At 47.0% G+C, this 25,159-nt stretch carries 25 protein-coding genes and 5 tRNA genes; 20 read left to right on the top strand and 10 right to left on the bottom strand.

Annotation, left to right across the window (positions count from 1 at the left end; translation table 11 throughout):
* Window positions 1-8: 8 nt before the first annotated feature.
* The 9 genes from EAO38_RS06685 (at window position 9) to EAO38_RS06645 (ending at window position 8,264) form a co-directional block, all read left to right on the top strand.
* Window positions 9-1,046, top strand: a complete 1,038-nt coding sequence (locus EAO38_RS06685; protein WP_121022303.1) for a flagellar basal body P-ring protein FlgI — start codon at window positions 9-11, stop codon at window positions 1,044-1,046.
* On the top strand, window positions 1,043-1,348 hold the full coding sequence (locus EAO38_RS06680) for a hypothetical protein (RefSeq protein ID WP_121022301.1): 306 nt from the start codon (window positions 1,043-1,045) through the stop codon (window positions 1,346-1,348). The genes EAO38_RS06685 and EAO38_RS06680 overlap by 4 nt, the downstream gene beginning before the upstream one ends.
* Window positions 1,349-1,355: 7 nt before the next feature.
* Window positions 1,356-2,381 carry a sensor histidine kinase gene (locus EAO38_RS06675; RefSeq protein ID WP_121022299.1) on the top strand — a complete coding sequence of 342 codons (1,026 nt, stop codon included), beginning with the start codon at window positions 1,356-1,358 and terminating at the stop codon, window positions 2,379-2,381.
* A gap of 108 nt (window positions 2,382-2,489) precedes the next feature.
* Window positions 2,490-3,284, top strand: coding sequence for a 5-oxoprolinase subunit PxpA (gene pxpA / locus EAO38_RS06670; RefSeq protein ID WP_121022297.1), 795 nt, complete (start codon window positions 2,490-2,492; stop codon window positions 3,282-3,284).
* Complete coding sequence (locus EAO38_RS06665; protein WP_104752513.1) at window positions 3,272-3,505, top strand: acetyl-CoA carboxylase; 234 nt, start codon at window positions 3,272-3,274, stop codon at window positions 3,503-3,505. Before pxpA ends, EAO38_RS06665 begins: the two co-directional genes overlap by 13 nt.
* Window positions 3,506-3,508: 3 nt before the next feature.
* Window positions 3,509-4,870 (top strand): acetyl-CoA carboxylase biotin carboxylase subunit, encoded by a 1,362-nt coding sequence (locus EAO38_RS06660; RefSeq protein ID WP_121022295.1) that lies wholly within the window; start codon window positions 3,509-3,511, stop codon window positions 4,868-4,870.
* Between the two features lie 2 nt (window positions 4,871-4,872).
* On the top strand, window positions 4,873-5,769 hold the full coding sequence (locus EAO38_RS06655; protein ID WP_104752511.1) for a 5-oxoprolinase subunit B family protein: 897 nt from the start codon (window positions 4,873-4,875) through the stop codon (window positions 5,767-5,769).
* Window positions 5,766-6,740 (top strand): 5-oxoprolinase subunit C family protein, encoded by a 975-nt coding sequence (locus EAO38_RS06650; RefSeq protein ID WP_121022293.1) that lies wholly within the window; start codon window positions 5,766-5,768, stop codon window positions 6,738-6,740. Before EAO38_RS06655 ends, EAO38_RS06650 begins: the two co-directional genes overlap by 4 nt.
* Before the next feature lie 75 nt (window positions 6,741-6,815).
* On the top strand, window positions 6,816-8,264 hold the full coding sequence (locus EAO38_RS06645; protein ID WP_121022292.1) for a glutamate decarboxylase: 1,449 nt from the start codon (window positions 6,816-6,818) through the stop codon (window positions 8,262-8,264).
* Here EAO38_RS06645 and EAO38_RS06640 read toward each other — a convergent pair.
* Genes EAO38_RS06640 through EAO38_RS06620 form a run of 5 tightly spaced genes read right to left on the bottom strand, consistent with a single transcriptional unit; the run spans window position 8,261 to window position 13,998 of the window.
* Window positions 8,261-10,399, bottom strand: a complete 2,139-nt coding sequence (locus tag EAO38_RS06640) for a hypothetical protein (RefSeq protein WP_121022289.1) — start codon at window positions 10,397-10,399, stop codon at window positions 8,261-8,263. The genes EAO38_RS06645 and EAO38_RS06640 overlap by 4 nt on opposite strands.
* Window positions 10,399-11,565, bottom strand: a complete 1,167-nt coding sequence (locus tag EAO38_RS06635) for a tRNA methyltransferase (RefSeq protein WP_121022287.1) — start codon at window positions 11,563-11,565, stop codon at window positions 10,399-10,401. The genes EAO38_RS06640 and EAO38_RS06635 overlap by 1 nt, the downstream gene beginning before the upstream one ends.
* Complete coding sequence (locus EAO38_RS08935) at window positions 11,565-12,755, bottom strand: tRNA methyltransferase (protein WP_162982716.1); 1,191 nt, start codon at window positions 12,753-12,755, stop codon at window positions 11,565-11,567. The genes EAO38_RS06635 and EAO38_RS08935 overlap by 1 nt, the downstream gene beginning before the upstream one ends.
* Window positions 12,756-12,757: 2 nt before the next feature.
* On the bottom strand, window positions 12,758-13,201 hold the full coding sequence (locus EAO38_RS09225) for a hypothetical protein (RefSeq protein WP_235852551.1): 444 nt from the start codon (window positions 13,199-13,201) through the stop codon (window positions 12,758-12,760).
* Window positions 13,165-13,998, bottom strand: a complete 834-nt coding sequence (locus EAO38_RS06620) for a hypothetical protein (protein ID WP_121022285.1) — start codon at window positions 13,996-13,998, stop codon at window positions 13,165-13,167. The genes EAO38_RS09225 and EAO38_RS06620 overlap by 37 nt, the downstream gene beginning before the upstream one ends.
* A 197-nt stretch (window positions 13,999-14,195) precedes the next feature.
* On the opposite strand from EAO38_RS06620, the gene EAO38_RS06615 reads away from it, so the two are divergent.
* Genes EAO38_RS06615 through EAO38_RS06605 form a run of 3 tightly spaced genes read left to right on the top strand, consistent with a single transcriptional unit; the run spans window position 14,196 to window position 16,779 of the window.
* The gene (locus tag EAO38_RS06615) at window positions 14,196-15,113 is read left to right on the top strand and encodes a PLP-dependent cysteine synthase family protein (protein ID WP_121022283.1); all 918 of its coding nucleotides are present in this window, start codon (window positions 14,196-14,198) and stop codon (window positions 15,111-15,113) included.
* Window positions 15,114-15,127: 14 nt separating this feature from the next.
* A complete protein-coding gene (locus tag EAO38_RS06610) occupies window positions 15,128-16,273 on the top strand; it encodes a cystathionine gamma-synthase (protein ID WP_121022331.1) in 1,146 nt (381 codons plus the stop codon).
* A gap of 47 nt (window positions 16,274-16,320) precedes the next feature.
* Window positions 16,321-16,779, top strand: a complete 459-nt coding sequence (locus tag EAO38_RS06605; RefSeq protein ID WP_162982715.1) for an S-ribosylhomocysteine lyase — start codon at window positions 16,321-16,323, stop codon at window positions 16,777-16,779.
* 50 nt (window positions 16,780-16,829) lie between these two features.
* Here the strand turns inward: EAO38_RS06605 and EAO38_RS06600 are convergent, their stop codons facing one another.
* The 3 genes from EAO38_RS06600 to accD are packed head-to-tail and all read right to left on the bottom strand — an operon-like array spanning window position 16,830 to window position 19,169.
* A complete protein-coding gene (locus EAO38_RS06600; protein ID WP_121022281.1) occupies window positions 16,830-17,846 on the bottom strand; it encodes a hypothetical protein in 1,017 nt (338 codons plus the stop codon).
* A 46-nt stretch (window positions 17,847-17,892) separates the two neighbouring features.
* The gene (locus EAO38_RS06595; protein WP_121022279.1) at window positions 17,893-18,324 is read right to left on the bottom strand and encodes a 23S rRNA (pseudouridine(1915)-N(3))-methyltransferase RlmH; all 432 of its coding nucleotides are present in this window, start codon (window positions 18,322-18,324) and stop codon (window positions 17,893-17,895) included.
* The gene (accD, locus tag EAO38_RS06590; protein ID WP_121022277.1) at window positions 18,321-19,169 is read right to left on the bottom strand and encodes an acetyl-CoA carboxylase, carboxyltransferase subunit beta; all 849 of its coding nucleotides are present in this window, start codon (window positions 19,167-19,169) and stop codon (window positions 18,321-18,323) included. The genes EAO38_RS06595 and accD overlap by 4 nt, the downstream gene beginning before the upstream one ends.
* A 90-nt stretch (window positions 19,170-19,259) precedes the next feature.
* On the opposite strand from accD, the gene EAO38_RS06585 reads away from it, so the two are divergent.
* The 5 genes from EAO38_RS06585 to EAO38_RS06565 all read left to right on the top strand — a co-directional run bounded on the left by EAO38_RS06585 (window position 19,260) and on the right by EAO38_RS06565 (window position 19,669).
* Window positions 19,260-19,335: transfer RNA gene (locus EAO38_RS06585), tRNA-Lys, on the top strand.
* 2 nt (window positions 19,336-19,337) lie between these two features.
* A tRNA-Glu gene (locus EAO38_RS06580) sits at window positions 19,338-19,412 on the top strand.
* Window positions 19,413-19,415: 3 nt separating this feature from the next.
* A tRNA-Val gene (locus EAO38_RS06575) sits at window positions 19,416-19,491 on the top strand.
* Between the two features lie 2 nt (window positions 19,492-19,493).
* Window positions 19,494-19,570, top strand: a tRNA-Asp gene (locus EAO38_RS06570).
* A gap of 23 nt (window positions 19,571-19,593) precedes the next feature.
* Window positions 19,594-19,669, top strand: a tRNA-Glu gene (locus EAO38_RS06565).
* Here EAO38_RS06565 and EAO38_RS06560 read toward each other — a convergent pair.
* Window positions 19,670-20,398, bottom strand: a complete 729-nt coding sequence (locus EAO38_RS06560; RefSeq protein ID WP_162982714.1) for a cell surface protein — start codon at window positions 20,396-20,398, stop codon at window positions 19,670-19,672.
* A 74-nt stretch (window positions 20,399-20,472) separates the two neighbouring features.
* On the opposite strand from EAO38_RS06560, the gene der reads away from it, so the two are divergent.
* From der to dnaN, 3 genes are read left to right on the top strand one after another with little or no spacing between them, the layout of a single operon-like run.
* Window positions 20,473-21,807 carry a ribosome biogenesis GTPase Der gene (gene der / locus EAO38_RS06555; protein ID WP_121022275.1) on the top strand — a complete coding sequence of 445 codons (1,335 nt, stop codon included), beginning with the start codon at window positions 20,473-20,475 and terminating at the stop codon, window positions 21,805-21,807.
* On the top strand, window positions 21,807-23,534 hold the full coding sequence (locus EAO38_RS06550) for an AAA family ATPase (protein ID WP_121022272.1): 1,728 nt from the start codon (window positions 21,807-21,809) through the stop codon (window positions 23,532-23,534). The genes der and EAO38_RS06550 overlap by 1 nt, the downstream gene beginning before the upstream one ends.
* 29 nt (window positions 23,535-23,563) lie before the next feature.
* Window positions 23,564-24,661, top strand: a complete 1,098-nt coding sequence (gene dnaN / locus EAO38_RS06545) for a DNA polymerase III subunit beta (protein WP_121022270.1) — start codon at window positions 23,564-23,566, stop codon at window positions 24,659-24,661.
* Window positions 24,662-24,674: 13 nt separating this feature from the next.
* On the opposite strand, the gene EAO38_RS06540 is transcribed toward dnaN, so the two are convergent.
* Window positions 24,675-25,159, bottom strand: a 485-nt coding sequence (locus tag EAO38_RS06540) for a hypothetical protein (RefSeq protein WP_121022268.1), incomplete at its 5' end; no start/stop codon positions are given.

The raw sequence follows: 25,159 nt of genomic DNA, 5'->3' as shown, positions 1-25,159 counted from the left end.
ATGCGTGCATGGGAAGTTTAAGCAGATTCTTAGCCCTTTGTGTGTGTGTGGTGGGCTTGCATGCCGAAAAGATTGAGGACATCGCCAATATCGTGGGCGTGCGCGATAACCAGTTAGTGGGCTATGGGTTGGTGATTGGGCTCAATGGCACGGGAGATAAGTCTGGCTCTAAATTCACCATGCAATCCATTGCCAACATGCTAGAAAGCGTGAATGTGAAAGTCTCCCCCCAAGACATCAAGTCTAAGAATGTCGCCGCCGTGATGATCACCGCTAGCCTGCCCTCTTTTGCACGGCAGGGCGATAAGATTGATGTACAAATCTCCTCCATTGGGGATGCCAAATCCATCGATCACGGGGTGTTGGTGATGACCCCTTTGAGCGCCATTGATGGGAATATTTACGCCATCGCCCAGGGGAGCGTGAGTTTGGGCAATTCGGCTAATCTACTCTCTGGGACGATCATCAATGGCGCGACCATTGAGCGCGAGGTCAGTTACGATCTCTTTCATAAAAATGGCATGACCTTGAGTCTTAAAAAGCCCAATTTCAAAAACGCGATCAAGATTCAAGAGGCTTTGAATCGCGCTTTTAAAGGCGCGGTCGCCTTAGCCATTGACCCCAAAACCATCAAGCTCAAAAAACCAGATAACTTAACTATGGTAGAGTTTTTGGCGTTGATTCAAGAAGTCAATATTGATTACAGCCATGCCAATAAAATTATCATTGATGAAAAATCAGGCACTGTGGTGGCGGGGGTGGATATTGTGGTGCACCCGGTGGTGGTTACTAGCGGGGATGTAACTATCAAGATCACAAAGGAGCTCTTAGAACCCAAGAAGGGCAAGGCAAAGAAGGATATTCAAAAGCTAGACGCACAAACCATGTTTGACACCAAAGAGAATATTTTGAGCTCACAGAAAGCGACTATTGCCAGCGTGGTTAAGGCGTTGCAAAAAATCGGGGTGAGCCCTAAGGGCATCGTTTCTATCCTAGAGGCGATGAAAAAGGGGGGAGCGATCAGCGCAGAAATGGAGGTCATATGATCAAGAATAATTTAGACATCTACAACCAGTATTTAGCCAATAAACTCGATGTCAAGAGTCTTAAGGGCGATGATGCCAAGCTCAAAGAACAGACTAATGCCTTTGAATCCTTGCTCTTGAAATTCATGCTAGACACCGCGCTCAAACTAGACAACCCGCTCTACCCTAAACAACCCGGGAGCGAGATTTACCAATCCATGTTCAAAGAATCGCTCTCAGATCAGCTCAGTGGGCATTTTGGCTATAGCGAGCTCTTGTTCAACTTTCTGAAAGCCCAAGAGGAAGCCAAGAAACAAGGTTAGAAATCACATGGAGAGACCAGCGGATTCAGAAGGGATTTTACACAAAATCGGGGATCGCCAAGAGCTTTTAGCCTTGCTCAATGAGTTTATTTTGCAAAGCTACAAGGTAGAAAAAGAGTTTAAGGACTACAAAGCCCTCTATGAATGGGTGATTGAGATTCTCCCCCAAGCCATTTGGGTGCTCAATGAGAACAAGAGTTTCTTTTATAAGAATAGCAAAGCCCTAGAGAATCAGAGCATTTTTGAAAAGGCGCGCGCGCAAGGCTTTAATAGCGAGATCGAACATGAGGGCAAGAACTATTTATTTCAGCACAATAAGATTCAGGGCAAGGAGATCATCACCGCTACAGACATCACCAAGCAGAAACGCCAAGAACGCCTAGTCTCTATGGGCAAGATCTCCGCCCACCTAGCCCATGAGATTCGCAACCCCGTAGGCTCGATCTCACTTCTCACCTCTGTGTTGCTCAAAAAGGTAGATGAGAAGACCAAGCCCATCGTTTTTGAATTGCAAAAGGCATTATGGCGTGTGGAGCGCATCATCAAGGCGACTTTGCTCTTTTCTAAAGGGGTGCATGCCAATAAGATCGTACAAAGTCTCTCTTTGCTAGAAGATGAGATCAAGGACGCGCTCAACCAATACACCTACACCAAAGACATCACACTGAAAACAGACATCGCGCCCATTAGCGCGCGCTACGATCTAAGCTTGCTCAGTATCGCCCTGCAAAACTTCTTGTATAACGCCATTGATGCGATTGAAGAGGGGCATTTAGAAGAGGGGCAAATTGAGGTCAATATCTTTGAAGAAGGGGAGTGGGTGGTCTGCCACATTAAGGACGATGGGAAGGAAATTATTGATAAAGAAGTGCTCTTTGAGCCCTTTGAAACCACCAAATTAAAGGGCAATGGGCTAGGTTTGGCGCTCTCTTTGCAGGTGGTAGAGGCGCACGGGGGGCAAATCACGCTACTAGACACCCCAGATAAAACCTTTGAAATCCGCATTTTGAGGGATTTAGAAGAAACCTCTTAGTCTTTGTGGTTTCTAATTTACCCCAAGATCGCCGGTAATCCTTTGGGCTTTTGGAGGGGTTAGTTTTGCCATGCCATACTTCAAGCATATTTTCAAGCAAGGAGAGACATGAAGAAGCATATAGACTTGAACAGCGACATGGGCGAGTGTTTTGGTCCGTGGATTATCGGGGATGGGGTGGATGATGCAATTATGAAGCTCATTAGCAGTTGCAATATCGCGGCCGGCTTTCATGCTAGCGATCCTAGTATCATGCGCCACTCGGTGGCTAATGCCTTAGAAAATGGCGTAGAAATTGGGGTGCATCCGGGGTTTAGGGATTTAGTGGGCTTTGGGAGGCGGCATATTGTGGCTAACCCCACCGAGCTAACCAACGACTGCCTCTACCAGCTAGGGGCGTTGCGTGAGTTTGTGCATTTTCTAGGGGGCAAATTACACCACTTCAAGCCCCATGGGAGTTTGTACATCCACGCCAGCAAGGATCGCGCCTTTTCTGAAGAGCTTATCAGCACTCTGCACAAAATTGACCCCCATTTGCCCCTGTATTGCATGCAGGGCACCATCACCCACCAAGTCGCTCAAGAGCTCAAACAACCCTTTGTGCGCGAGTTTTATGGGGATCGCGATTATGGCGAGGATGGGCAGTTGGTGATGGTGCGCCGCGCGCGCGCCTACACCCCTGAAGAGGTCGCTAATAAGGTCTTGCAAGCCTGCAAGGAGGGCACGGTTCAAACGGTAACCGGTAAGGTCATTGAGGTAGATTTTGACTCGGTGTGTATCCATAGCGACACCCCCGGGGCGCTCTCTTTGATCAGCGCGACTAAAAAACTCTTAGAAGAACATGGCATTGCCATCCAAAACCCACCATCCACCACCCTTAAGGAGAGATCATGCACGAAGTGATTAGCCCCATCCCCGGGACCTTTTATCGCAAACCCAACCCCGATGCCGCCCCCTTTGTAGAGGTGGGCTCTGAAGTCCATGAAGACACCATTGTCTGCCTAGTGGAGGTGATGAAAACCTTCAATGAGATCAAAGCCGGAGCCAAGGGCAAGATCAAAGAGATTAGGGCAGAAAACGAGCAGTTTGTCAATCCGGGCGATGTGTTGTTTGTCGTGGAGTAACCCATGGCTTACACCCCTCAGAAAATTAAAAAAGTCTTGGTGGCTAACCGGGGCGAGATCGCCGTGCGCATCATCCAAGCCGCCCATGAGCTCAATATGAAAGCCGTGGCGATCTACACCGATGCCGATCAGGGCAATTTGGCTTCTCAACTTGCCGATGAAGCCTACCGCGTGGGCGAGAACCTAGCCCATAAGAGCTATCTCAATATAGACAAGGTGTTAGAGATCGCCAAGCAGGCGCAGGTGGATGCGATTCATCCGGGTTATGGCTTTTTGAGCGAGAACGCCCAATTTGCTAAACGGGTGGAGGAGGCGGGGATCATCTTTGTAGGACCTTCTAGCAGACTTATTGAGACAATGGGCGACAAGGCGAAAGCCCTGCAACAGGCAAAAAAAAGCCAAGTGCCCACCATGCCAAATAGTCCCGTGCTAGAGAATGTGAATCAGGCTCTTAAAGAGGCGCGCGCCATTGGCTATCCCTTGCTCATTAAAGCCATTGCAGGGGGTGGGGGCAAGGGGATTAGGTTGGTGCAAGATGAAGCCCAGCTCATCACCCAATTTGAAATCGCCACCGCTGAAGCGCGCGCGGCTTTTGGCAATGGGGGCGTGTATTTAGAAAAGTATTTGCAAAACGCCAAACACATTGAGGTACAGGTGCTAGGCGATGGGGAGCGCGTGATTCATCTATACGATCGCGAGTGTTCTTTGCAACGGCGTAGGCAGAAGGTGCTAGAAGAAGCCCCCAGCCCTAGCCTAGATTGCCAAACACGAGAAGCCTTGTGCGCGAGCGCGGCGCGCATGGCTAGCGATGTAGGGTATAGCGGGGCGGGGACTTTGGAGTTTTTATACGACACGCAAAGCAAGGGGTTTTACTTCTTGGAGATGAATACCCGTATCCAAGTCGAGCACGCCATTACAGAGATGGTGACCGGGATTGACATCGTGCGCCAAATGTTGCGCATCGCCGATGGCGAGCCCTTGGCTTACCAACAAGGGGACATTTCTTTGCGCGGGCATTCTATTGAGGTCAGAATCAACGCCGAAGACCCTCAAAATAATTTTTTCCCCAGCCCCGGGGAGATCACCCACTTGCAATGCCCTACGGGTTCTGGCGTGCGCTTGGATAGCATGCTCTTTAGTGGGCGCGTTATCCCCCCCTTTTACGATTCTTTGATCGCCAAGCTCATCGTTTACGATCAAAATAGGGAGCTGGCGTTAAGCAAGCTCAAACGCGCGCTCAACGAGTTGAAGATCGAGGGAGTCAAGACCACCACCGCGCTTTTTAAAGCCCTTTTAAACGATCCGCATATCCAAAAGGGCGATTACGACATCAATTTTTTAGAAAGCTATAAACTGGGAGGCTGAAGATGGCGTTTAGATATAGTTTTGGTGGCGACACCTTTTTATTTGTGGAGGTGAGCGAGGATGGGATGTCTTTGGAGGCGTTTTTTCTAGCCATGGCAATTTGCAACAAGCTAAGGGAGATGAAAATTGAGGGCATTACTGAAATCTGCCCGGCTAACGCGTCCTATATGATCGCTTTCAATCCGGACATTCTGCCCCACACCAAAGCCCTAGAGATTTTAAAATCTTTAGAAAAGGAAATTGTGGGGGCGCGCACAGAAATTCAAACCCGCCTGATAGAAATGCCCGTTTTTTACAACGACCCCTACACCCATGAATGCCAAATGCGTTTCCGCAACAACCACCAATGCCGCGAACCGGGATCCACGCTCGATCCCAATATCACCGACATTGAATACGCCCGCCAAATCAATGGCTATGAGAGTGTAGAGGCTTTTATCAAAGCCCACTCAGAAAGTCCTTGGTTTGTGAGCATGATCGGCTTTGTGGCTGGACTGCCATGGCTATACCAACTCGTGGAGCGTCAAGCCCAAATTGAAGTGCCCAAATACCCGGTGGCGCGCATTGACACCCCGGCGCTGACCATCGGGCATGGGGGGTGTTTTGGCTGTGTTTATGCGGTGCGTGGGGGTGGGGGGTATCAGATGATGGGCATCACACCCGCGCCCGTGTGGGACCCCAAGCAGAGACTGCCCTATTTCAAAGAGAGCATGGTGTTTTTAAACCCTGGGGACATCATCAAATTCACCCCCTGCACTAAGGAGCAGTATGATGCCTATGTCAAAGAGGTAGAGGCGGGCACTTTTGATCTCAAGATTCGCCCCACTCTCTTTTCTTTGCAGGAGTGGCAGAGCGATCCTAAGGGTTATAATCAAAAAATCTTAAAGGCACTTGCATGAACTCTTTTAAAGTGATCAAACCGGGCATTGCGACCTATGTAGAGGATTTGGGGCGTTATGGTTACTACCACTTGGGCATCCCCCCCGGGGGCGCGCTCGATCAAGCCTCTTTCATCGCGGCGAATGTCCTAGTAGGTAATGAGCAAAACGCCGCGGCTTTAGAGGTGGCTTTGATGGCACCCGAATTAGAATTTGAAGCAGAAACTTATGTGGCGGTTACGGGCGCACACACCACGCCCCTTATCAATAACCAAGAAATGCCCAGTAATACCGCGCTCAAAGTGCCTGCTGGGGGTAAACTTGGCTTTAGTTATTTGAAAAAAGGTGCGCGCGCTTACATCGCCATAGCCGGGGGAGTAGATGTGCCCGTAGTGATGGGCTCGCGCTCTACCTATCCTTTGGGGGGCATTGGGGGCTTTAAGGGGCGCAAATTAGAAGAGGGCGATGTGTTACAAATTGGCAAGCCCACAGGCAAACCCAGTAGCAAGCCTCTAGCAGAAGAGTTTCACTTAAAGCTTGAAGAGGTGGAGTCCTTGCGCGTGATCTTGGGGCTGCAAGATTACAAGCTCACAGAGCAAAGCCTGCATAATCTCTTTAGCGATGTCTATGTCGTCTCCACCCAAGCAGATAGACTGGGCTATCGCTTTAAAAACGGGCAGAAATTCACCTATAAAGACCTACCCCAGCCCTTTGGGGCGGGCTCAAATCCTAGCAATATCGCCGATGCGTGTTATCCGGTGGGCTCTATGCAAGCCCCCGGGGGCAATGAACCTATTGTGCTCCAAAGAGATGCGCCCAGTGGGGGCGGGTTTGCGATGTATTGCACGCTGATTAGTTGCGATTTGGATCGACTAGGGCAGTTTGCCCCTAATCAAAAGGTGCGCTTTAAAAAGGTGGAGATGGAGGAGGCGTTGCAGGCGCGCAAAGCCTATCAAGACAAAATTAAAAGGATGGTTGCTAGTTTGGCTTAGTGTGCTGTGCCTTTACTTTTAGGCTAGCTCTTGTTTGGTATTGGGCAATCATCACTGATCATTAGGAGGTTTCTTATGTTACACAAAAAGAGCAATATTAAAAAGGACGAGGAGAAATTCGTCTTTAGGGCAGATAGTTCATCTACACCCATTTTTGGCAGCCATGAAAGCGATGTCCTATTGCCTCGCGATAAGATAGGTCAAAAAATGATGGATCCGCGCATCGCTTACCAGTTGGTCTCCGATGAAATGATGCACGATGGCAACCCGCGTTACAATCTTTGCACCTTTGTCCAAACCTATATGGAAGAGGAAGCTAGAAAGATCATGCTCGATTCTATGGCTACTAACGCCATTGATAAGTCCGAATACCCACAAACCACTGAGATTGAAAAGCGTTGTGTCAATATCATCGCCAATCTTTGGAACGCCAATCATCAAGAGGATTTTATGGGCACTTCTACCGTGGGTTCTTCAGAGGCGTGTATGTTGGGCGGGATGGCGATGAAATTTCGCTGGAGAAAACGCGCACAGGCTCTAGGTATTGATACCACCAAGCAAAAGCCCAATCTCATTGTTGGCTCTGGGTATCAGGTCGTTTGGGAGAAATTCTGTGTTTATTGGGACATTGAAATGCGCGAAGTCCCTATGACAGACATCAATGATCTCACCATGGATCCACAAAAAGCCATCGCGCTCTGCGATGATTACACGATTGGGATTGTGCCCATTATGGGGATCACCTACACGGGCATGTTTGATGACATTGTAACTCTAGACAAGCTTTTGAGCCAATACAACAAGAGCGCTAAAATCAGTGTGCCCATCCATGTGGATGCCGCCTCTGGGGGGCTTTATCTCCCCTTTATTAACCCCGATTTAACTTGGGATTTTCGCCTAAAAAATGTCGTCTCCATCTCCACCTCGGGGCATAAATACGGGCTCATTTATCCGGGGATTGGCTGGGTGATGTGGCGCGATAAACAATTCTTGCCCGATGAATTGGTGTTTGAAGTGGCGTATCTAGGGGATTTTGAGCCCACTTTTCAGATCAACTTCTCCCGTTCGGGTTCGCAAATTTGGGCGCAGTATTATTGCTTTGTGCGTTGGGGCTTTGAGGGCTATAAAGCCATTCATGAGAGAACGCGCGATGTGGGGCTGTTTTTGGCAAAGGGCATTAAGTCTTTAGGGCTTTTTGATATGATCAATGAGGGGCAAAACATCCCCATTATTTGCTGGACTATGAATCATCGGGCGCAACAAGAAAAGCATTGGGATCTTTACGATCTAGCCGATCGCCTCCGCTTTAATGGTTGGCAAGTCCCCGCCTATCCGCTCCCGGCAAATTTTAAAGATGTGTCAGTGATGCGTATTGTGGTTAGGGCGGATCAAAGCATGGAGCAGATGTCGCTCTTTTTAAAGGACTTAAAGCAGGCGATCAAGGAGCTAGATACGACAAATCTAGTGAGCCACAAACGCCAATCTCAAGAGGGTAAGATTGTCCCAGTGGGTTATACGCATTAAAAAATTTCTGATTGTTGCAACGCCAAACAGATCGCATTGTCGGACTTAAACGCTTGGAGTTTGTCTTGGGAGTTAAGATATAGGCAGGGCGTGCTGTCTATATTCACGAGGGCAAGACCACTCAATGCGGTTTGCAAAGCGCTAGGGCTGTAGGTACGATCTTTAAAGATATTCAAACACGCTTGCTGAAATTTTTGGCGCAGATACTTAGGCTTGAGGCAGAGTTGGGGGTGTCTTTGCAAAGTCGTTATATCTAGCTCTGGGCTAGAGAAGGGATCGTCAAAAGTATAGTAATAACTTTCAAACAAAAACTCAAAGAGTCGAGTCCCATATTGGGTAAAGAAGGGAGCAAAGGTGCGCATCAAGGCATCCTTATCTAGGATCGGATTGACATCACTATCGCCTAAATGCCATTTCCATATCGCATAAGTCTCTGCATAGTCCCCCTCAATGTATTCGCCCAAGAGGGCGTAAGAGAGTTCTGGATTGACTAATTTATACGCCAGCTCCGCAATTTTGAAATCTTTAAAGAAAGCTTGCACGGGCAACATGGGTTTGGGGCTTTTTTGTTCGTGTTCTAAAAAGTAACAAATCGAATCTGCAAAGCTGGAGGGGTAAAAAGGGTGGGCTTGCAGGGCACTCATATAGGTGTTGAGATTCATGCCCTGCTGGTGCGCGTCAATCAAGGGAGCATAGATGAAATCTAAGACCTTGAGATAATCCTGCACCACCTGCTTAAGAGGGGTGTGTCTTGGATGCTCACCTTCATCATCTAAAAGCGAGCCAAAGAGCAAGGTAAAGAGATGCATGAGTTCAAATTTTTTTAATTCTGCGATAAAGTGCTCTTCTGCCTCGTCTCTAGGTTTTAATCTTTGCAAAAGAGGGATTTGGTTGATAAATCTGTAGCCTAGTTTCTCTAAAGTGGGAAGGTCGTCTAGCACAACATCGCTTGTGATGAGATCACGCCCCGGATCACTCGCATTATTACCCTTGTCCATGAGCTTTTTTATTTTCTTGGCAGTTTGGATCAAATGATCAAGAGGGGTAGGCTTGTAGCTGAAAACTGGGTTTAGCCAAATATGTGTGTCAAAATCTTTTTGTAAGCGTTGTTGCAGGGCTTGGCAGAGGGCATTTTTTGAAGAGAATAGCCGAAGTCTGTCCTGTGGGTTTAAATACACGCATGGGCTACCATGCACAGAAAACAAGCGCAGGTTTTGGAGCTGGGTTTTTAAAATCTGGCTGTATTTTGGCAGGGAATTAAGCGCAATCACACACTCTTGTTGGAGTTTGGGGGTTAAATACTTGGGGTGTAGGCAAATGGTAGGGCGATCTTGCAAAAGTTGGGGGGTGATGTCTTGCAAATCCAGATAAGCGTCTACATTAGTGCTCATATCTAGCGCGCGCGCCAAATGCAGGACTTTGAGAGACTTAAATTCTTCTAATGCCTGCGCACGGGTGCTCACATCAGTGAATATCCGCTGTCTATCCCAGTAACCCAGAGTGATTTCAGACCACACATGATTATAGACAGACACTAAAAAACGATTATAGAGGCGATACACCCCCTGCAAATCGCTTATAAAAGGGGCTAAAATCCCCTCCTTGTTGAAATCCACATAATAGTCTAGGCTACCTGCGTAATTGCTCACCTCGCGCTTGATACATCTTCTATCAAAATCATTTTGGCAGCGTTCTAGTTGGTAGGGCATGTCCTCTTCAAAATTTGCAGCAAGACTGTTTAAATACTCCATAGGGTTTAGCCCCGCTTTGTGGGCGTTAAAAAGTGGGGCGTAGAGTAAATTAAGGTCGGCTAAAAACATTTGTGCGATGGTTTCGCGCTTCTCCTCCATGTGATTTTGGATCAAAATCACCAAATAGAAAGTTTCTAGGGTTTTAAGTGTCTGTAAAAAGCGCGCTTCTGGGGCATTTTTGGGCTTGAAGGCTTGAATCAAAGGCACTTGATCTAGGACTTTTTGGGCTAGATTCATCTCAATATCCCTGGCTTTTAGGGGGTCCTTCTCCTGTGGGTTTTTGATGTATTCTTGAAGGGTTTGGAGGGCTGTAAGCAGGGGGGTAGGTTTTTGGGCATGCGCGCACACCATAAACAAACAGATCGCCATAAACAAGCGCGCCATCAAAATTCCTTATTCAAATGTTTTTGTAATGTCAAGCATAGCGCATTTTTAGATTTAAACGCTTGGAGTTTGTCCTTAGGGTCTAGATACACACAGGGGCTATCATCAATAGAGATCAGGCGCACAATGTGTAATTGCTCTTGGATGTCTTTAGCGTTGTAGGTTTGGGCTTGAAAGAGTTGTTGGCAGATTTGCTTAGATTGTGGGCTTAAGTATTTGGGGCTTAGGCACATGGTGGGGTTGTCTTTTAGCATGTTTTTTAAAATCTTGGGGTCGTCATTTTGTAAGCTGTCGTAGTAATAGGGGGCGTTGCGATTTAGGGGGAACACCCGCGCTAGATAGAGATCAAAGAGATGTTCGGGGTCTATGCGTTGGGCGTTTTTATCCATGAAGTCCCAAAATGTGCGTCTGTCAGGTATCCGGTTTGCAGATATCCCCCCCTCAAAGATGGTGTTCATAACGAGCGCAACCCAAGAAGGATAGTCTATACGAAGGGCGAAGATGTCCATGGGCATATCCACTTCATGCATATCTTGAATAAGGCGTTTTCCAAAAGGCTTATAGTGGACAATGTTTTTTCTTTGTTCTTCATATAGCCCTTTTTCATGAAAAACAAAGATATTTCTCCTACGACGCAGATCAACATTTTTAGAAAAAATGCGATGGAGTTGCTCTAAATAGGCGATCACATCTAGCCCCGCCCTTTGGGCGTTGAAAAGCGGGGCATAGAGCAATGTGTGGATGTGTAAAAATTCGTGGGCAACAGATGTAGCCTTTTCTTCAAGCGACATGTTTATGAGGTCTAGGGCATGGAACATGGCCTTATCTTTAACATGGGTTAAAAAAAGCTCTTCTCTTTGGTTTTTGGGCTTAAACTCTTTAAACAAGGGGACTTGCTTAACCACAGCTTTGGCTAGGGGGATGGAGGCATCTGTGTAACCTGCCATAATCTGAGCCAGAGTATAGTCGTAGTTGTCATTTAATGGGACATTTTCGCGCGCATCTTTTATCTTGGCGAAGGATTTTTGCATGTAAGTAAAGAGCGCCTTAAACGCCCTGAAAAATTGGAATTCTTGGAGCGTGCTTATTGGGATAAAGATAGTTACTACATTTTCTTTAGCCTGTAAATTTAACACCAAGAGAGTTAAGAGAAGTAAGCGGATCATTAAAATGCCTTTGTCAAGTGTTTTTGTAACGCCACACAGATTGCACTATTAGACTTAAACGCTTGGAGCTTATCATTAGGGTCTAAATACACACAGGGACTCTCATCAATGGAGACAAGGCGCACAAGGTGTAATTGCTCTTGAATGTCTTTAGCGTTGTAGGTTTGGGCTTGAAAGAGTTGTTGGCAGGTTTGCTGGGATTGTGCGCTTAAATATTTGGGGCTTAGGCACATGGTGGGGTGATCCTTGAGTGTGTCTTTTAAAATCTTGGGGTTGTCATTTCTTAAGAGATCGTAAAAAGGGGCGTTACGCTCTAGAGGGATCGCCCGTGCTGTGTAGAGATCAGAGAGATGTTCGGGGTCTATGCGCTGGGCGTTTTTATCCATGAAATCCCAAAATATGCGCCTAAATACACATGTGTCAGATACCCGGTCCCAAGCTATCCCCCCCTTAAAGATGGTGTTCAAAACAAGCGCAACCCAATAACTATAGTCTGCATGGTGGGCAAAGATTTGCATGGGGATATGCGCTTCATGCATATCTTGGGCTAAGTGTTTTCTAAAAGGCTTATGGGGGACAATGTTTTTTCTGTCTGCTTCATATATCCTTGCTTGATTAAAATCACGGATATTGTTTATACGGCGCAAATCCGTATTTTTAGAAAAGATACGATGGAGTTGTTTAAGATAGGCGATCACATCTAGCCCTAGCTTGTGGGCATTGAAAAGCGGGGCATAGAGCCATGCGTTGATATGTAAAAATTCGCGGGCAATAAATGTCTCCTTTTTTTCAAGCAAATCTACTACTATGAGGTCTAGGGCGTTAAACATGGCCATATCCCTCACATGGGCTAAAAAAAGCTCCTCTCTTGTGTTTTTGGGCTTAAACTCTTTAAACAAGGGGACTTGCTTAGCCACAGCTTTAGCTAGGGGAATAGAGGCATTTGTATAATGCCGCATCGCCCAAGTCAAAGCGGGTAGGTATGCTGTGTCTGAGTTGTTTGGGTTATTGGGGTCGTCTATGTCATCGTCTATCTTGGTGGAGGATTTTTGCATGTAAGTGTGGAGTGTCTTAAATGCCCTGAAAAATTGGAATTCTTGGAGCGTGCTTATTGGGATAAAGATAGTTACTACCTCTTCTTTAGCTTGTAGAGTTACGACCAAGAGAGCTAAGAAAAGTAGGCGGATCATTTTTATTCCTTTGTTAGGTGTTTCTGCAACGCCAAACAGATCGCGTTGTCAGACTTAAACGCTTGGAGTTGGTCCTTAGAGTTAAGATACACACAGGGGGCGTTGTCAATGGAGATGAGGCGCAGGGAGTTTAGGTATTTTTGTAAGGGTTTGGGGTCATAGCTGTGTTGTTGGAAGATTTGCAAACAAAGTGCTTTAGACTCTTTGTCTAAATACTGGGGTTGCAAACAAATGGTGGGGTTTTGGGTGAGAGTTAGCTGCATCGCTTGGGCAAAAGGGACTTTTGGTTTGAGCGTAGAAACTAAATGCTCATCATCATCGAGATCGGGAAAGGTGATATGCACATGGGTAACACTCTCCCAATACAAATCCATGGCACTTTCATAAGCATTGTCATGAGCAAAGTTCCCTAAGAAGGCAAAATCGTGCGCCTGGTAATAAGCCATCCACGCGTTTGAATCTTGGACCTTGACCCCCCCAACAGCACGGACAATCTGGATGGCCAAAAAATCTCTGTAACCATACTCTTTATTTTCGCCAAAATCCTTGACCAGGAGACCAAGGTCTTCCATGTGATCGTCGTGCGTCCCGATGGATTTAAAATCCTCAAATAGTGGCGCAAGGCCGGGGTCTTAGGACCTTTGATCATGTCCAAACTATCTGCTCGAATGTCCATAGTCATCCAATACATAGAAAGGGACGGCGAGTCATCATCTTGCAATGCCTGCAAATGGTAGAGATAATCGCTGAAGTCCAAACCCTGATGATACGCCTCAATCAAGGGGGCGTAGGCCAATTCTGTGCCCCTTAAAAATTCTAAAGTGTGTTTTTTAGCGTCAAAGGGCTTAACACGCTTGGGAGACTTCATTTTCTTGCACTTTGAGATGTGGTTGTTGCAATAAAATTCGGGGGTGGAGTCGTACAACAAATTAAAAAGGTTGTACATCTCAAGGGCTTTGAGCGCTTGGATCATTTGGGCTTGCTTGGGGGTTTTGGGCTGGAAGGCTTGTAAAAGCGGGATGTGATCAACAAAGGCTTGCAGGTGCTTGACAAGGGTTGGTGCTTCTTTTTGCATGGCATGCGAAAAGCTCATGTCTTGATTTATACGCGTGTAACGCTCTTTAAAATCTTGCTCATAAATTTTAACCACTAATGCGCGGGCTTGTTGCATTTGCTGGACCAAATTAGGGCTTACAGCCCATAGGGGACTGATGAGTAGAAGGATACCTAGTAAGCGAGTCATTTTTGTTCCTTTGTGAAGTGTTTCTGCAACGCCAAGCATAGCGCATTTTTAGACTTTACATACTTGGAGCTTGCCCTTAGGGTCTAAATATACGCAGGGGTTTTCATCAATTAAAGGTGCAGTAAGCGCCTCTTAAGTGAAGTGAGACTAGCCTTAGGCTTACAGATTTCTAAACCCTTAAGAGAGGATTGAGGCCAATGGTGATTAGCGCAATGACAGAAATAATAGGTTCCACCCCCGTTTTTAAATTCACAGATCGCGATTATCCCATGCCTCAAGGTTCTATGATCTATGCCAAATTAGAACATTTAAACCCGGGAGGCAGTATCAAGGATCGCTTAGCCCAATACCTCATAGAGGAGGGCATTAAAACGGGTAAAATCACAGAAAAGACAACCATCATTGAGCCCACGGCGGGCAATACCGGGATTGGTTTAGCCCTTGTGGCGCTCAACTACCATCTCAAAACCATCTTTGTGGTCCCTGAAAAATTTAGCCTAGAAAAGCAACAACTCATGAAAGCACTAGGCGCTAGGGTGATCAATACACCTAGTGCAGAGGGGATTGTCGGGGCTATCCAAAAGAGCAAGGAGCTAGCTAAGAGCATAGAGCCTAGCTACTTGCCCTTGCAGTTTGAAAACCCAGACAACCCTAAAGCCTACTACCACAGCTTGGGTCCTGAAATTGTCCAAGAATTGGGAGTAAATTTACAAAGTTTCGTGGCTGGCATTGGGAGCGGAGGCACTTTTGCCGGCACGGCTAAGTATTTAAAAGAGCAAATCCCAACTATCCGCCTCATCGGTGTAGAGCCGGAGGGCTCGATTCTCAATGGAGGAGAGGCGCATGCGCACGAGATTGAGGGCATTGGAGTGGAGTTTATCCCTCCGTTTTTGGCAGATTTAAGCATTGATGGCTTTGAAACGATTTCTGATCAAGAGGGTTTTAGCCACACCAGAGAGTTGGCCAAAAAAAGTGGGCTGTTGGTGGGTAGCTCTAGTGGAGCGGCTTTTGTGGCGGCTTTGCGCGAAGTACAACGCCTGCCAGAAGGGAGCGCGGTTTTAACGATTTTTGCCGATGTAGCCGATCGCTATCTTTCTAAGGGTATTTATCTATGAAAAAAGGAGCAACCATGCGCATGCAAACAAAATTGATTCATGGAGGCATTAGCGAAGATGCAACAACGGGAGCGGTGAGCGTACCCATTTATCAAACCTCCACCTACCGCCAAGAGGGGGTGGGCCGGCCTAAGGGTTATGAATATTCGCGCTCAGGCAATCCGACCCGCTTTGCCCTAGAGGAGTTGATCGCAGATTTAGAGGGCGGGGTTAAAGGGTTTGCCTTTGCCTCTGGTTTAGCCGCAATCCACGCTGTGTTTTGCTTGTTCCAATCTGGCGATCACATTTTACTAGGCGATGATGTCTATGGCGGGACTTTCCGCTTATTTGATAAGGTGCTGGTTAAAAATGGGTTGCGTTGCACCACCCTAGATACAAGCGATGTGTCCCAAATCAAAAAAGCCCTGCAGCCCACCACCAAAGCCCTGTATTTAGAAACCCCAAGCAATCCTCTTCTTAAGATCACCGATCTGGCACAATGCGCGCGCATTGCCAAAGAGCACGGATTGTTAAGTATCGTGGATAACACCTTTGCCACCCCCTATTTACAAAACCCTCTGTCCTTGGGCGCAGATATTGTGGTGCATAGCGGCACAAAATATTTAGGCGGGCATAGCGATGTGGTGGCTGGGCTGGTTACAACTAACGATGAAAAGCTAGCCCAAGAGATCGCCTTTTTTCAAAACGCCATCGGAGGGGTGCTAGGCCCTCAAGATAGCTGGTTGCTCCAACGGGGTATTAGAACGCTAGGGTTGCGCATGGAGGCGCACCAAGCAAACGCCCTTCATTTGGCGCAGTTTTTAGCGCAACACCCTAAGATCGATCAAGTCTATTACCCCGGCCTGCCCACACACCCTAACCACGATTTAGCCAAAACCCAAATGCGCGGTTTTAGCGGCATGCTCTCTTTCACGCTGAAAAACGAGGCAAAGGTCGTCCCTTTTGTAGAATCTTTACAATTATTCATTTTGGGCGAGAGTTTGGGCGGGGTAGAAAGTCTGGTGGGCGTTCCTGCGGTGATGACGCACGCGTGTATCCCAAAGGAGAAACGCATAGCTGCAGGGATCAAGGATGGGCTGGTGCGCTTGTCTGTAGGGATTGAACATTGCGAGGATTTATTAGAGGATTTGGATCAAGCCCTAGCCCAACTGGATAAATGATGGGGCTTTATGCTACCATGTCTGCTCACACCCTAAAGGAGTTACCCATGAAAATGAATGTGGAGAGTTTTAATTTGGATCACACCAAGGTCAAAGCCCCTTATGTGCGTGTGGCTGATCGCAAGAGGGGCGCGCATGGAGATGTGATTGTCAAATACGATGTGCGCCTCAAACAGCCTAACCAAGAACATATGGATATGCCCAGCCTACACTCTTTAGAACACCTGGTCGCAGAGCTGATTCGCAACCACGCCGATTATGTGCTGGATTGGTCGCCTATGGGATGCCAGACGGGCTTTTATTTGATGGTGTTAAACCATGACAACTACACCGAGATTTTAGAGGTTTTAGAGCAAACCATGCAAGATGTGCTCCAAGCTACAGAAGTGCCCGCAAGCAATGAAAGGCAATGCGGCTGGGCGGCTAGCCACACCCTAGAGGGCGCACAAGAGCTTGCCCGCTCTTTTTTAGCCAAACGCTCTGAGTGGTCTGAGGTGGGGGTTTAGAAACACAGGGGATTCTAGCCGATAACTAAGGGTGATGCAAAAACCCCTAGTTACACCCCAAAGAACACTTCTAGAGGGTAGGTCTTGTCCATGCTTTTGAGTTCCAAATAGGCGTTGATGATCATAAATTCATCTTTGGGATGGCTGCTCAAACGCTCCTTAGCCTGATCGATCATCTCTAAATCCAGCAAGACGTATAAAAAGCCTTTCTCGGCGCGCTCGTCCTGCGTGGCGAGCAATTCAAAGAATTTAAAACGCGCATCGGGGGCCAAAAGCGCCTTAGTCTGTTTGGCCAAGTGCAGGTAGTCCGGACTCTCATAGCCCACTAAAGTACACAGACGCGCCATCTCCTCAGGGCTAAGGGGGGTTTTAGCGTGCAAATACGCATCTAGGAGACGCGCTAGAATATCGCGATCCAAGAGGGACTGGGCTTCTTTAAGCGCCTTGAGCAAGTCCTTGCTAGACCCCCGTTCAAGGATGGCCAATAAGGCATGCTTTCTGATAGGTGCGCTGAAAGCCTCGTTTTTGAGAATCTCCTGAGCGCGTTTGAGGTCTTGATGGATTTGGTTGCGGAGGTTATGGATGTAAAAGGGGTTTTGGGGGCAAAAATCGTATTTATGCAAATCCACTGCCTTTTCTTCATTGATATCCTGATAGTAGGTAAAGAGTCGATCGAGTTGTTCATGCCCACTTTCGGGTGTGTTAGGGTCGGCCTGGAGTTTGAAGCGCGCCAAAACTCTAGAGAGTGATCCAAAGAGCGCGTTATGGTAACTGGCTTTGCTAAAATTATGCTTGGTATCTTGTTCCATGATTTGGCGCACTAATTTTTCCATATCGCGCCGTTCGTGATAGCGTGCGCAGAATCCGGCAAAACTCCCCACTAACATAAAGAACAAGGTGCAAACAAAGAACAACACCACTACCCCCACGATCCAAAGCGCAATGGGCAAATCTAGGGTGCTTGTGGAAATGGGAAGGGTAAAATGCGCGGGCGCGATGCCGTGTACATACCAGCCCAGCACAATGACAAATAGCAACGTAAAGGCTGTATAATAGCGTAGTCTCATAAGTGTCCTCCAAAATGCGCATTATAGCTTAAAGTGGCTAATGGGCTTATTTGTGGTAGGGGTGGTGGTGCAAGAGAGTCAGTGCCCTAAAAATCTGTTCGCATAGCACGAGTTTGGCAATCTCATGGCTAAAGGTGAGCGCACTCAGGGAGAGGGGGAGACATCGAGCCAAAAATGGCGGAGCAAAGCCAAAAGCCCCTGCGATGAAAAAATGGATGCGCGCGTGCGCGCCCAAAAGCTGACTAAAACTTTGGCTTGTGTGGCTTTGCCCGCCCGGGTGCAAGGCGATGGCTAGGCTTTGGGGCTTGAAATAGGGGCTTAAGAGTGGGGTATAACTTTCCTGTGTGTGCGCCCCCTTGGGATGGATGTCTAGGACGCTCAAATTTGCGCCAAATTGGCGGCACTGGCGTTGGTAATGTACAATCAAGGGCGCAAATTGGGGATTGGGCTTGGCGATGGCGTAAATACAATAGGTCATATATGCGTCAACATGCCCACTAGGTCGCTAATGCTCTTTTTTAAGTCCTTGCGGTGGATGATCATATCAATCAAACCATGCTCAAGCAGAAATTCCGCGCTCTGAAAGCCCTGGGGCAATTCTGCGCCAATGGTCTGTTTGATCACACGCGCGCCCGCAAAGCCTACCATCGCTCCGGGCTCGGCAATGATAAGATCGCCTAAGAAAGCAAAAGAGGCGCTCACACCCCCAAAGGTAGGGTCTGTAAGCAAAGAGATGAAAGGCAGTTTGGCCTCTGAGAGTTTGTTAAGGGCAGCACTGGTTTTTGCCATTTGCATGAGAGAATAGGTCGATTCTTGCATGCGCGCTCCCCCACTGGCTGAGACAATTAAGAGAGCTTGGGATTTTTCTACCGCGCGCCTGATGGCGCGTACGATCTTTTCGCCTTCCACAGAGCCCAAAGAACCCCCCATAAATGCAAAATCAAAGATCACAATCTGCATTCTAATTCCATGGATCTCTGCTTCGCCACTGATGACAGAGCTAGCCCGCCCGGTCTTGGCTTGGTATTTCTTAATGCGTTGTTTGTAGCTCTCTTTGTCCACAAAATTCAACGGATCGACGGGCTTGAGTTCTTTGTCAAACTCCACAAAGGTACCCGGATCACATAGAAAATCAATGCGATCATTAGCCCCCATGCGAAAATGGTAATGGCATTTCAAACACACGTGGTGTTTGGCAAATACTTCTTTATAATACATCAATGCACTGCATTGGGGGCATTTGATCCAATGGCTGGGCATGTCCTGTTTAGACGCTTGTACCTTATTCTTCTTGAGGTTTTTTAAAAAGTCTGCAAAACCCATAGCACCACCTTAAAACAAATAGGGTATGTTAGCACATTTAGACTTGACAAAGCCTTGTAAATAGTGTAGTATTGTCTTTTTGTGTTTGTTGACCCGTTAGCTCAGCAGGTAGAGCAATTCCCTTTTAAGGAATGGGCCGCTGGTTCGAATCCAGCACGGGTCACCAAAGGCTCCTTCATCTAGTGGTTAGGATACCACCCTTTCACGGTGGTTACAGGGGTTCAAATCCCCTAGGAGTCACCACAAGGTCGCTTAGCTCAGTTGGTAGAGCGCCACCCTTACAAGGTGGATGTCATAAGTTCGAGTCTTATAGCGACCACCATTGGAGCGGTAGTTCAGCTGGTTAGAATACCTGCCTGTCACGCAGGGGGTCGCGGGTTCAAGTCCCGTCCGTTCCGCCATTTCTCTCACCCTTTTTAAGTCCGACCCCTTCATCTAGTGGCCAAGGATACCACTCTTTCAAGGTGGAAACGGAAGTTCAAATCTTTCAGGGGTCGCCATTAGCGCGGGCATTCTAAAAAGAGTTCAAAGCTTGCTTTATTGCGCAACTCCCGTTTGAAGTCTAAGTTGATGGTGATCTCCTTGCTTTGGGCGAAGGTGTCTATGAGCTGTTTGCTCACCACCACACGGCAACCGGTTGTGTTAAACTGATAGGGAATCTTATCAATCACGATCTCAAAGCGCGTAGGGGTTCTAGGCTTGAGGGGATAACGCTGGTAGGTCGCGTTGATACTGGCCTCTGGTTCGGGTTTTTGGCTGTACTTATAGGTGTTGATCTTGCCCTCTATATTGGTAATTTGGGTTGCCGCATTGTTGAGAGAAAAGATTTGGGTTTGCCTCTTGGTGAGAAACACTTCCCCTTGCATGAATTTTTGTAAACGAAACGAATACACTTCTAAAAACAGCTTGCCATGCGATTCGATAATCCCCACATCTTTGCCGCTTAAAGGGTAGTAATTCTCTTGGGAAAAGACCACCTTTTTGGGCCCATCCTGTTTGACTTTAATGATCTGTTTGGTGGTGGTATGGGTACTTGTGGGCGCGTTAGTGGCTGGGAGCGCATGGTTATGGTTGACAGTGTTGGTGATGTCCTCCTTGTAGTTGAAATTATAGCTAATGGGCTGGTTAGTGGGGGGGTGGCTACATCCAAAAGCCCCCAACAGCGCACCAACACCCAAAGTCAAATGATAGAGACGATTCACAGCACGCCCCCCAAAGATTTTTCGCATTAAAAACCCTTCTTAAGTTTTAAAGCATATAATAGGCTACTATGTCTTAATTATAGAGGTTTTACTAAAACTTCATGCTTAAAGCCACAAGGAAAACACGCGTGCGCCAGATTGCCATTGTCGGTAAACCCAATGTCGGCAAGAGTTCTCTCTTTAATTGCCTAAGCCACAGCCAAAGCGCGATCACATCGCCCATTGCGACCACCACTAGGGACATTAAAAGACAAACTATTGATCTAGAAGGGCGTGGAGTACAGCTCTTGGACACAGGTGGCTTAGACTCTAGTCATGCGCTAGGTGCGCAAATTTACCAGCAGAGTTTAGACGCGCTAAGGACCTGCGATCTCGTGTTGTTTGTAGTGGATGGCAAAATCGCCCCCCAAGAAGAAGACAAGCGTATTTTCTACCAAATCCAAAAACATGCCAAAGCCTGTTTCTTGCTTGTAAACAAAATAGATAATGACATGGAAGAACACCAAGCCTACGCCTTTGGATGTTTTGGCGTTAAGGAGATGTTCTTTGTTTCAGCCAGCCACAAGCGCGGAATTGCTTCCTTGATCAAAGCCATTAGTGTTAAGTTGTGTCTTTCAGAAGAATCGCCCCTCTCAAGCGACACGCCCAAAATCCAAGTGGGGATCATCGGGCGGGTGAATGTGGGTAAAAGTTCATTACTAAACGCATTGGTACAGCAAGAGCGCGCGCTCGTCTCTAAGATCGCTGGCACCACTATAGACCCTGTGGATCAAAGCATTACCCATAAGAACCAAGAGATTTGTTTTGTGGATACGGCCGGCTTGCGCCAGCGATCTAAGATTGCCGGGTTGGAAAAATACGCCCTAGATCGCACAAACAAAGTGTTGGCGCAATCTCATATCGCGCTGTTGGTACTGGATGCTAGCATGCCCTTTGTGGACTTGGATGAGAAGATCGCTGCTCTAGTGGAAAAACACCGCTTAGGCGTGGTGGTGGTATTGCACAAATGGGACATACGCCACGGTGAATTTGAGACCATCATGCAAGATTTCAAGCGCAAATTCAAATTTCTGCACTACGCCCCCGTACTCACAACCAGCGCGCACCAGCAACGCCATATCCACGCGCTTAAAGACAAGATCTTAGAGGTTTATGAACACTTTTGCAAGCGCATTGCTACCAGTACTCTAAATCAGATCATCGCGCAAGCCACTCAGCAACACCCCTTACCCAGCGACCACGGCAAGATCGTGCGCATCTACTACAGTACCCAGTTTGCCTCCAGCCCCCCCCAAATTGCCCTAGTGATGAATCGCCCTAAAGCTCTGCATTTTAGCTACAAACGTTATCTTATCAACACTCTAAGGGCGCATTTTGGCTTTTTAGGTACGCCCATATTTTTAAGCGCGCGCGATAAGAAATCCTTAGAGACGTGATGCAACACTTCATTGATTTTTTACAAGCCACGGATGTCCGGCACGCCCGTATCTTCTGCGCCCTTAAATGCGGTGTAGAAGAGGCCTTGATCTTGCAATATCTCTGCAAGGAGTATCTCAAGGGACATATAGAATTAGAGGTCTTGCCCTTATTAGAAACCCTCTTTGACACACCTACCTACTTGGCTTTGGGCTATCTCAAACATGTCAAACATCTCTTGGAATTGGAGTGGATCACCCAAGAAAAGCGCACTAAATATCCAGATGTTTTGCTCTTGGAGCTTCTAGATGGGTGTATTTCCTTAAGTCCGGCCTTCCTCAAATTCGTCCAAGAAGGGCATAAGACTCATTGCTTTTTAGACACCACCCCCTATGAGGATCACCTAGACTATTGCAACGATTGGTTCTTAAAAATTGAGTTTCTGCGCAAACTACACCGCCACAAAAGCCCCAGGGCACGCGCGCATCTAGAGCAACAACTACAACTTTTGGAGCACAAGATCGCCACGCGCTTGCAGCGCACAAAAACCCCCCTTTCGATTCAGAAATTCCTCCGCAAACACGCGTTAAGTCCCAAAGAAGAAACCCTCTTTTTTGCCTTGCTAAAAAATGCGTACAGCCAAGATTATACACAGCGTGAAGAGGCGTGTAGTTTCAAAAGCCTTGTGGATTTGTTGAGTACAGATGGGAGTACACGCACCAGCAACGCTGCCTTGTTAAACCCTAACGCCACTCTTGTCAAAAAAAACATTATAGACTTTGAAGAATTTCTTGATTCCTTTGAGCAGGGGTTGGTGCGCCAGTATTTCTTGCAAGAGTGGGTACTGGGGGCTATCACCGCACCCAGTTCCCATATCAAGGGCAGTACCACTCTCAAGCATATTCTCAAGGATAGCGATATTTTTGAAGCCCTAGAACCTAAGCTAGGCTTAGATTCGGTGATCCTAAGTCAAAAAACTAAAGACACCCTAGAAATTCTTTGCAAACAAATGGAGCCTAGCATGCAAGCGCGCCTAAAAGCATGGGGCATTAATAAGGGCACGCAAGTCCAAGCAAAGATCATCTTTTATGGCCCCCCGGGGACGGGTAAGACCATGAGCGCGCTCGCGCTAGCCAAGAGCTTGAAAAAAGAAGTCTTAGGCTTTGATTGTTCTAAGATTTTATCCATGTATGTGGGAGAGTCAGAAAAAAATGTGCGCCGGATTTTTGATGATTACCGCAAGATCGCTAGGCAATGCAAAAACGCACCGATCTTATTTTTAGATGAAGCCGATCAATTCTTAAGCACGCGCACCACCACTTCCAGCGGAGCAGACAAAATGCACAACCAGATGCAAAATATCTTTCTACACCAAATTGAGAAATTTGAAGGGGTGTTGATCGCCACCACAAATTTACTAGAAACCCTAGATACCGCTTTTTCCCGCCGTTTCAACCACAAGATAGAGTTTAAACCCCCCACCTTTGAACAACGCGTGCGCTTATGGGAGCAATACCTCCCTGCCAACGCCCCTTATGCCCCCCCGCACACTCCCAAGAGTTTGGCCCATGCCCTAGCCCGCTACACTCTTAGCGGCGGACAGATCGCCTTAGTGGTGAAAAACACCGCTTACAAAGTCGCCACCTACCCCCAGCCCCTTTTCACTTTAGAAGATTTCTTAGCAGAAATCAAAAAAGAGAAACAGGGCAATTTTGAGGGGGCCAAAAACATCGGTTTTGGGGCCTAAACCCTCTCAAATTCACTCAAAGGACCTTCATGAAATTCAGCATTGCTAAAACCCAACTAGAAAGTGCGCTTAAAGATTTGATCGCTTTCACAGACAAAAAGGACGCGAGTAATATCAGCGCGCATATTTGTTTGGAGGCTACGTCCGAGAGCCTCATTTTCCAAGCCAATGACTTAGAAATGGGGCTGTGTTTGACACTCAATATCGACGTACAAGAAGAAGGTAGCGCGGTTTTCAATGCCAAACACCTTTTAGACATCCTCTCCAAACTAGAGTTAGGGGATTTAATGCTAGAGAGTCAGGAAAATACGATGTTGGTGCGCTTCAAGCGATCTAAATTTAAATTGGCCTTGCTAGACAAGGCGTACTTTCCTAAATTCCCTGACTACGCGCATTTGCCATCTGTACATTTTAGCGACACCACTCTAGGGGATCATTTTAGAAAGCTGGCTCAAGTGATCACCACCAACACTGCTAACACTTCTAAATACGAATTTATGGGTGTACTCTTAGTGCTCCAAGAAAACTTAGAGTTGGTCGCCACGGACACAAGACGGCTCTCTTTAGCGCAGATGGAGGTAGAGGGTTTGCTGGAGGCCCACACGCGCATGGAATTCATTCTTCCCAAACGCGCCGCGCTTGAGATTGTAAAACTCTTTAAGGGGGATTTTGAAATGTTTTACGAACCCAAAGACCCTACCATGCTCTTTTTCAAGAATGCTTCCATGGTACTTTTTGCCAAACTCATTAGTGGGAAATACCCCAGTTACCAAAACGTGATCCCCACCCAATTTATCCATAAAATAGAACTCAATACCCAAGACTTCAAGGATGCGATCAATATCACCCATGCCTTAGGCACGACCACCAAGATCATCTTTTATCCCGACAAAATTGAATTTGAATCCCTAGAATCAGAAAGCCCTAATTTTGCTTCCACCTTCATAGAAGCAAATACTCCTTTAGATCAACATATTATCCACGCCCAAGCGCGTTATTTACTAGATGCGCTCAACGCTTTACCTAGCCCCACTTTTGAGCTCTGTCTCAATGAAGAGAACGCCCCCTTTGTGATCCAAAAAAATAATTTTCTAACCGTCGTGATGCCTGTGGCCCAAGAAGCCTAATGGAAGGTTTTAGCTAATGGGGTGCACTTGATATTCTGAAACTCTCAATCCACAACTTAACAATTTCGCCATCCTTACGCCTAAAAGCCACAAAAGCAAATGCGCCTTGTTGTTGTAAAAGATATACCTTGTCTTTGGGGATTAAAAAGAGATTGTTGATTTGACAATGCTTGTTAGGAGCAGAGTAAAAATACGCCCTGCCCTTGCCTACAATGGTTTTTAGGGGGTGGGTGTAGAGATTTTGATCTTTAAAGCGTGCCTGCAAGGCTTTAGTTTGGCTAGCATCGCAAAATTGCAAACATGTTGCTAGTTGGTGGGCGTATTGTAAGGGGAAGGTAAGATTATCCCCGTATAAATCTTGCAATGTGTGCGTTTTGAGATCATAATTTGCCCAACCCATTGTGCCTGTGCCTAAAAACTTGGGGTGCTTGGGGTCTTGTTGCCAGTTAAAATACAATTTAGCCATAATGTGGTTTTGATCCCATGTGTCTATGTAAT

Source organism: Helicobacter vulpis (genome assembly GCF_003660395.1).
GTDB classification, from domain to species: domain Bacteria; phylum Campylobacterota; class Campylobacteria; order Campylobacterales; family Helicobacteraceae; genus Helicobacter; species Helicobacter vulpis.
The sequence above is the reverse complement of the archived record's forward strand: the minus strand, read 5'-3'. Positions and strand labels throughout refer to the sequence as shown.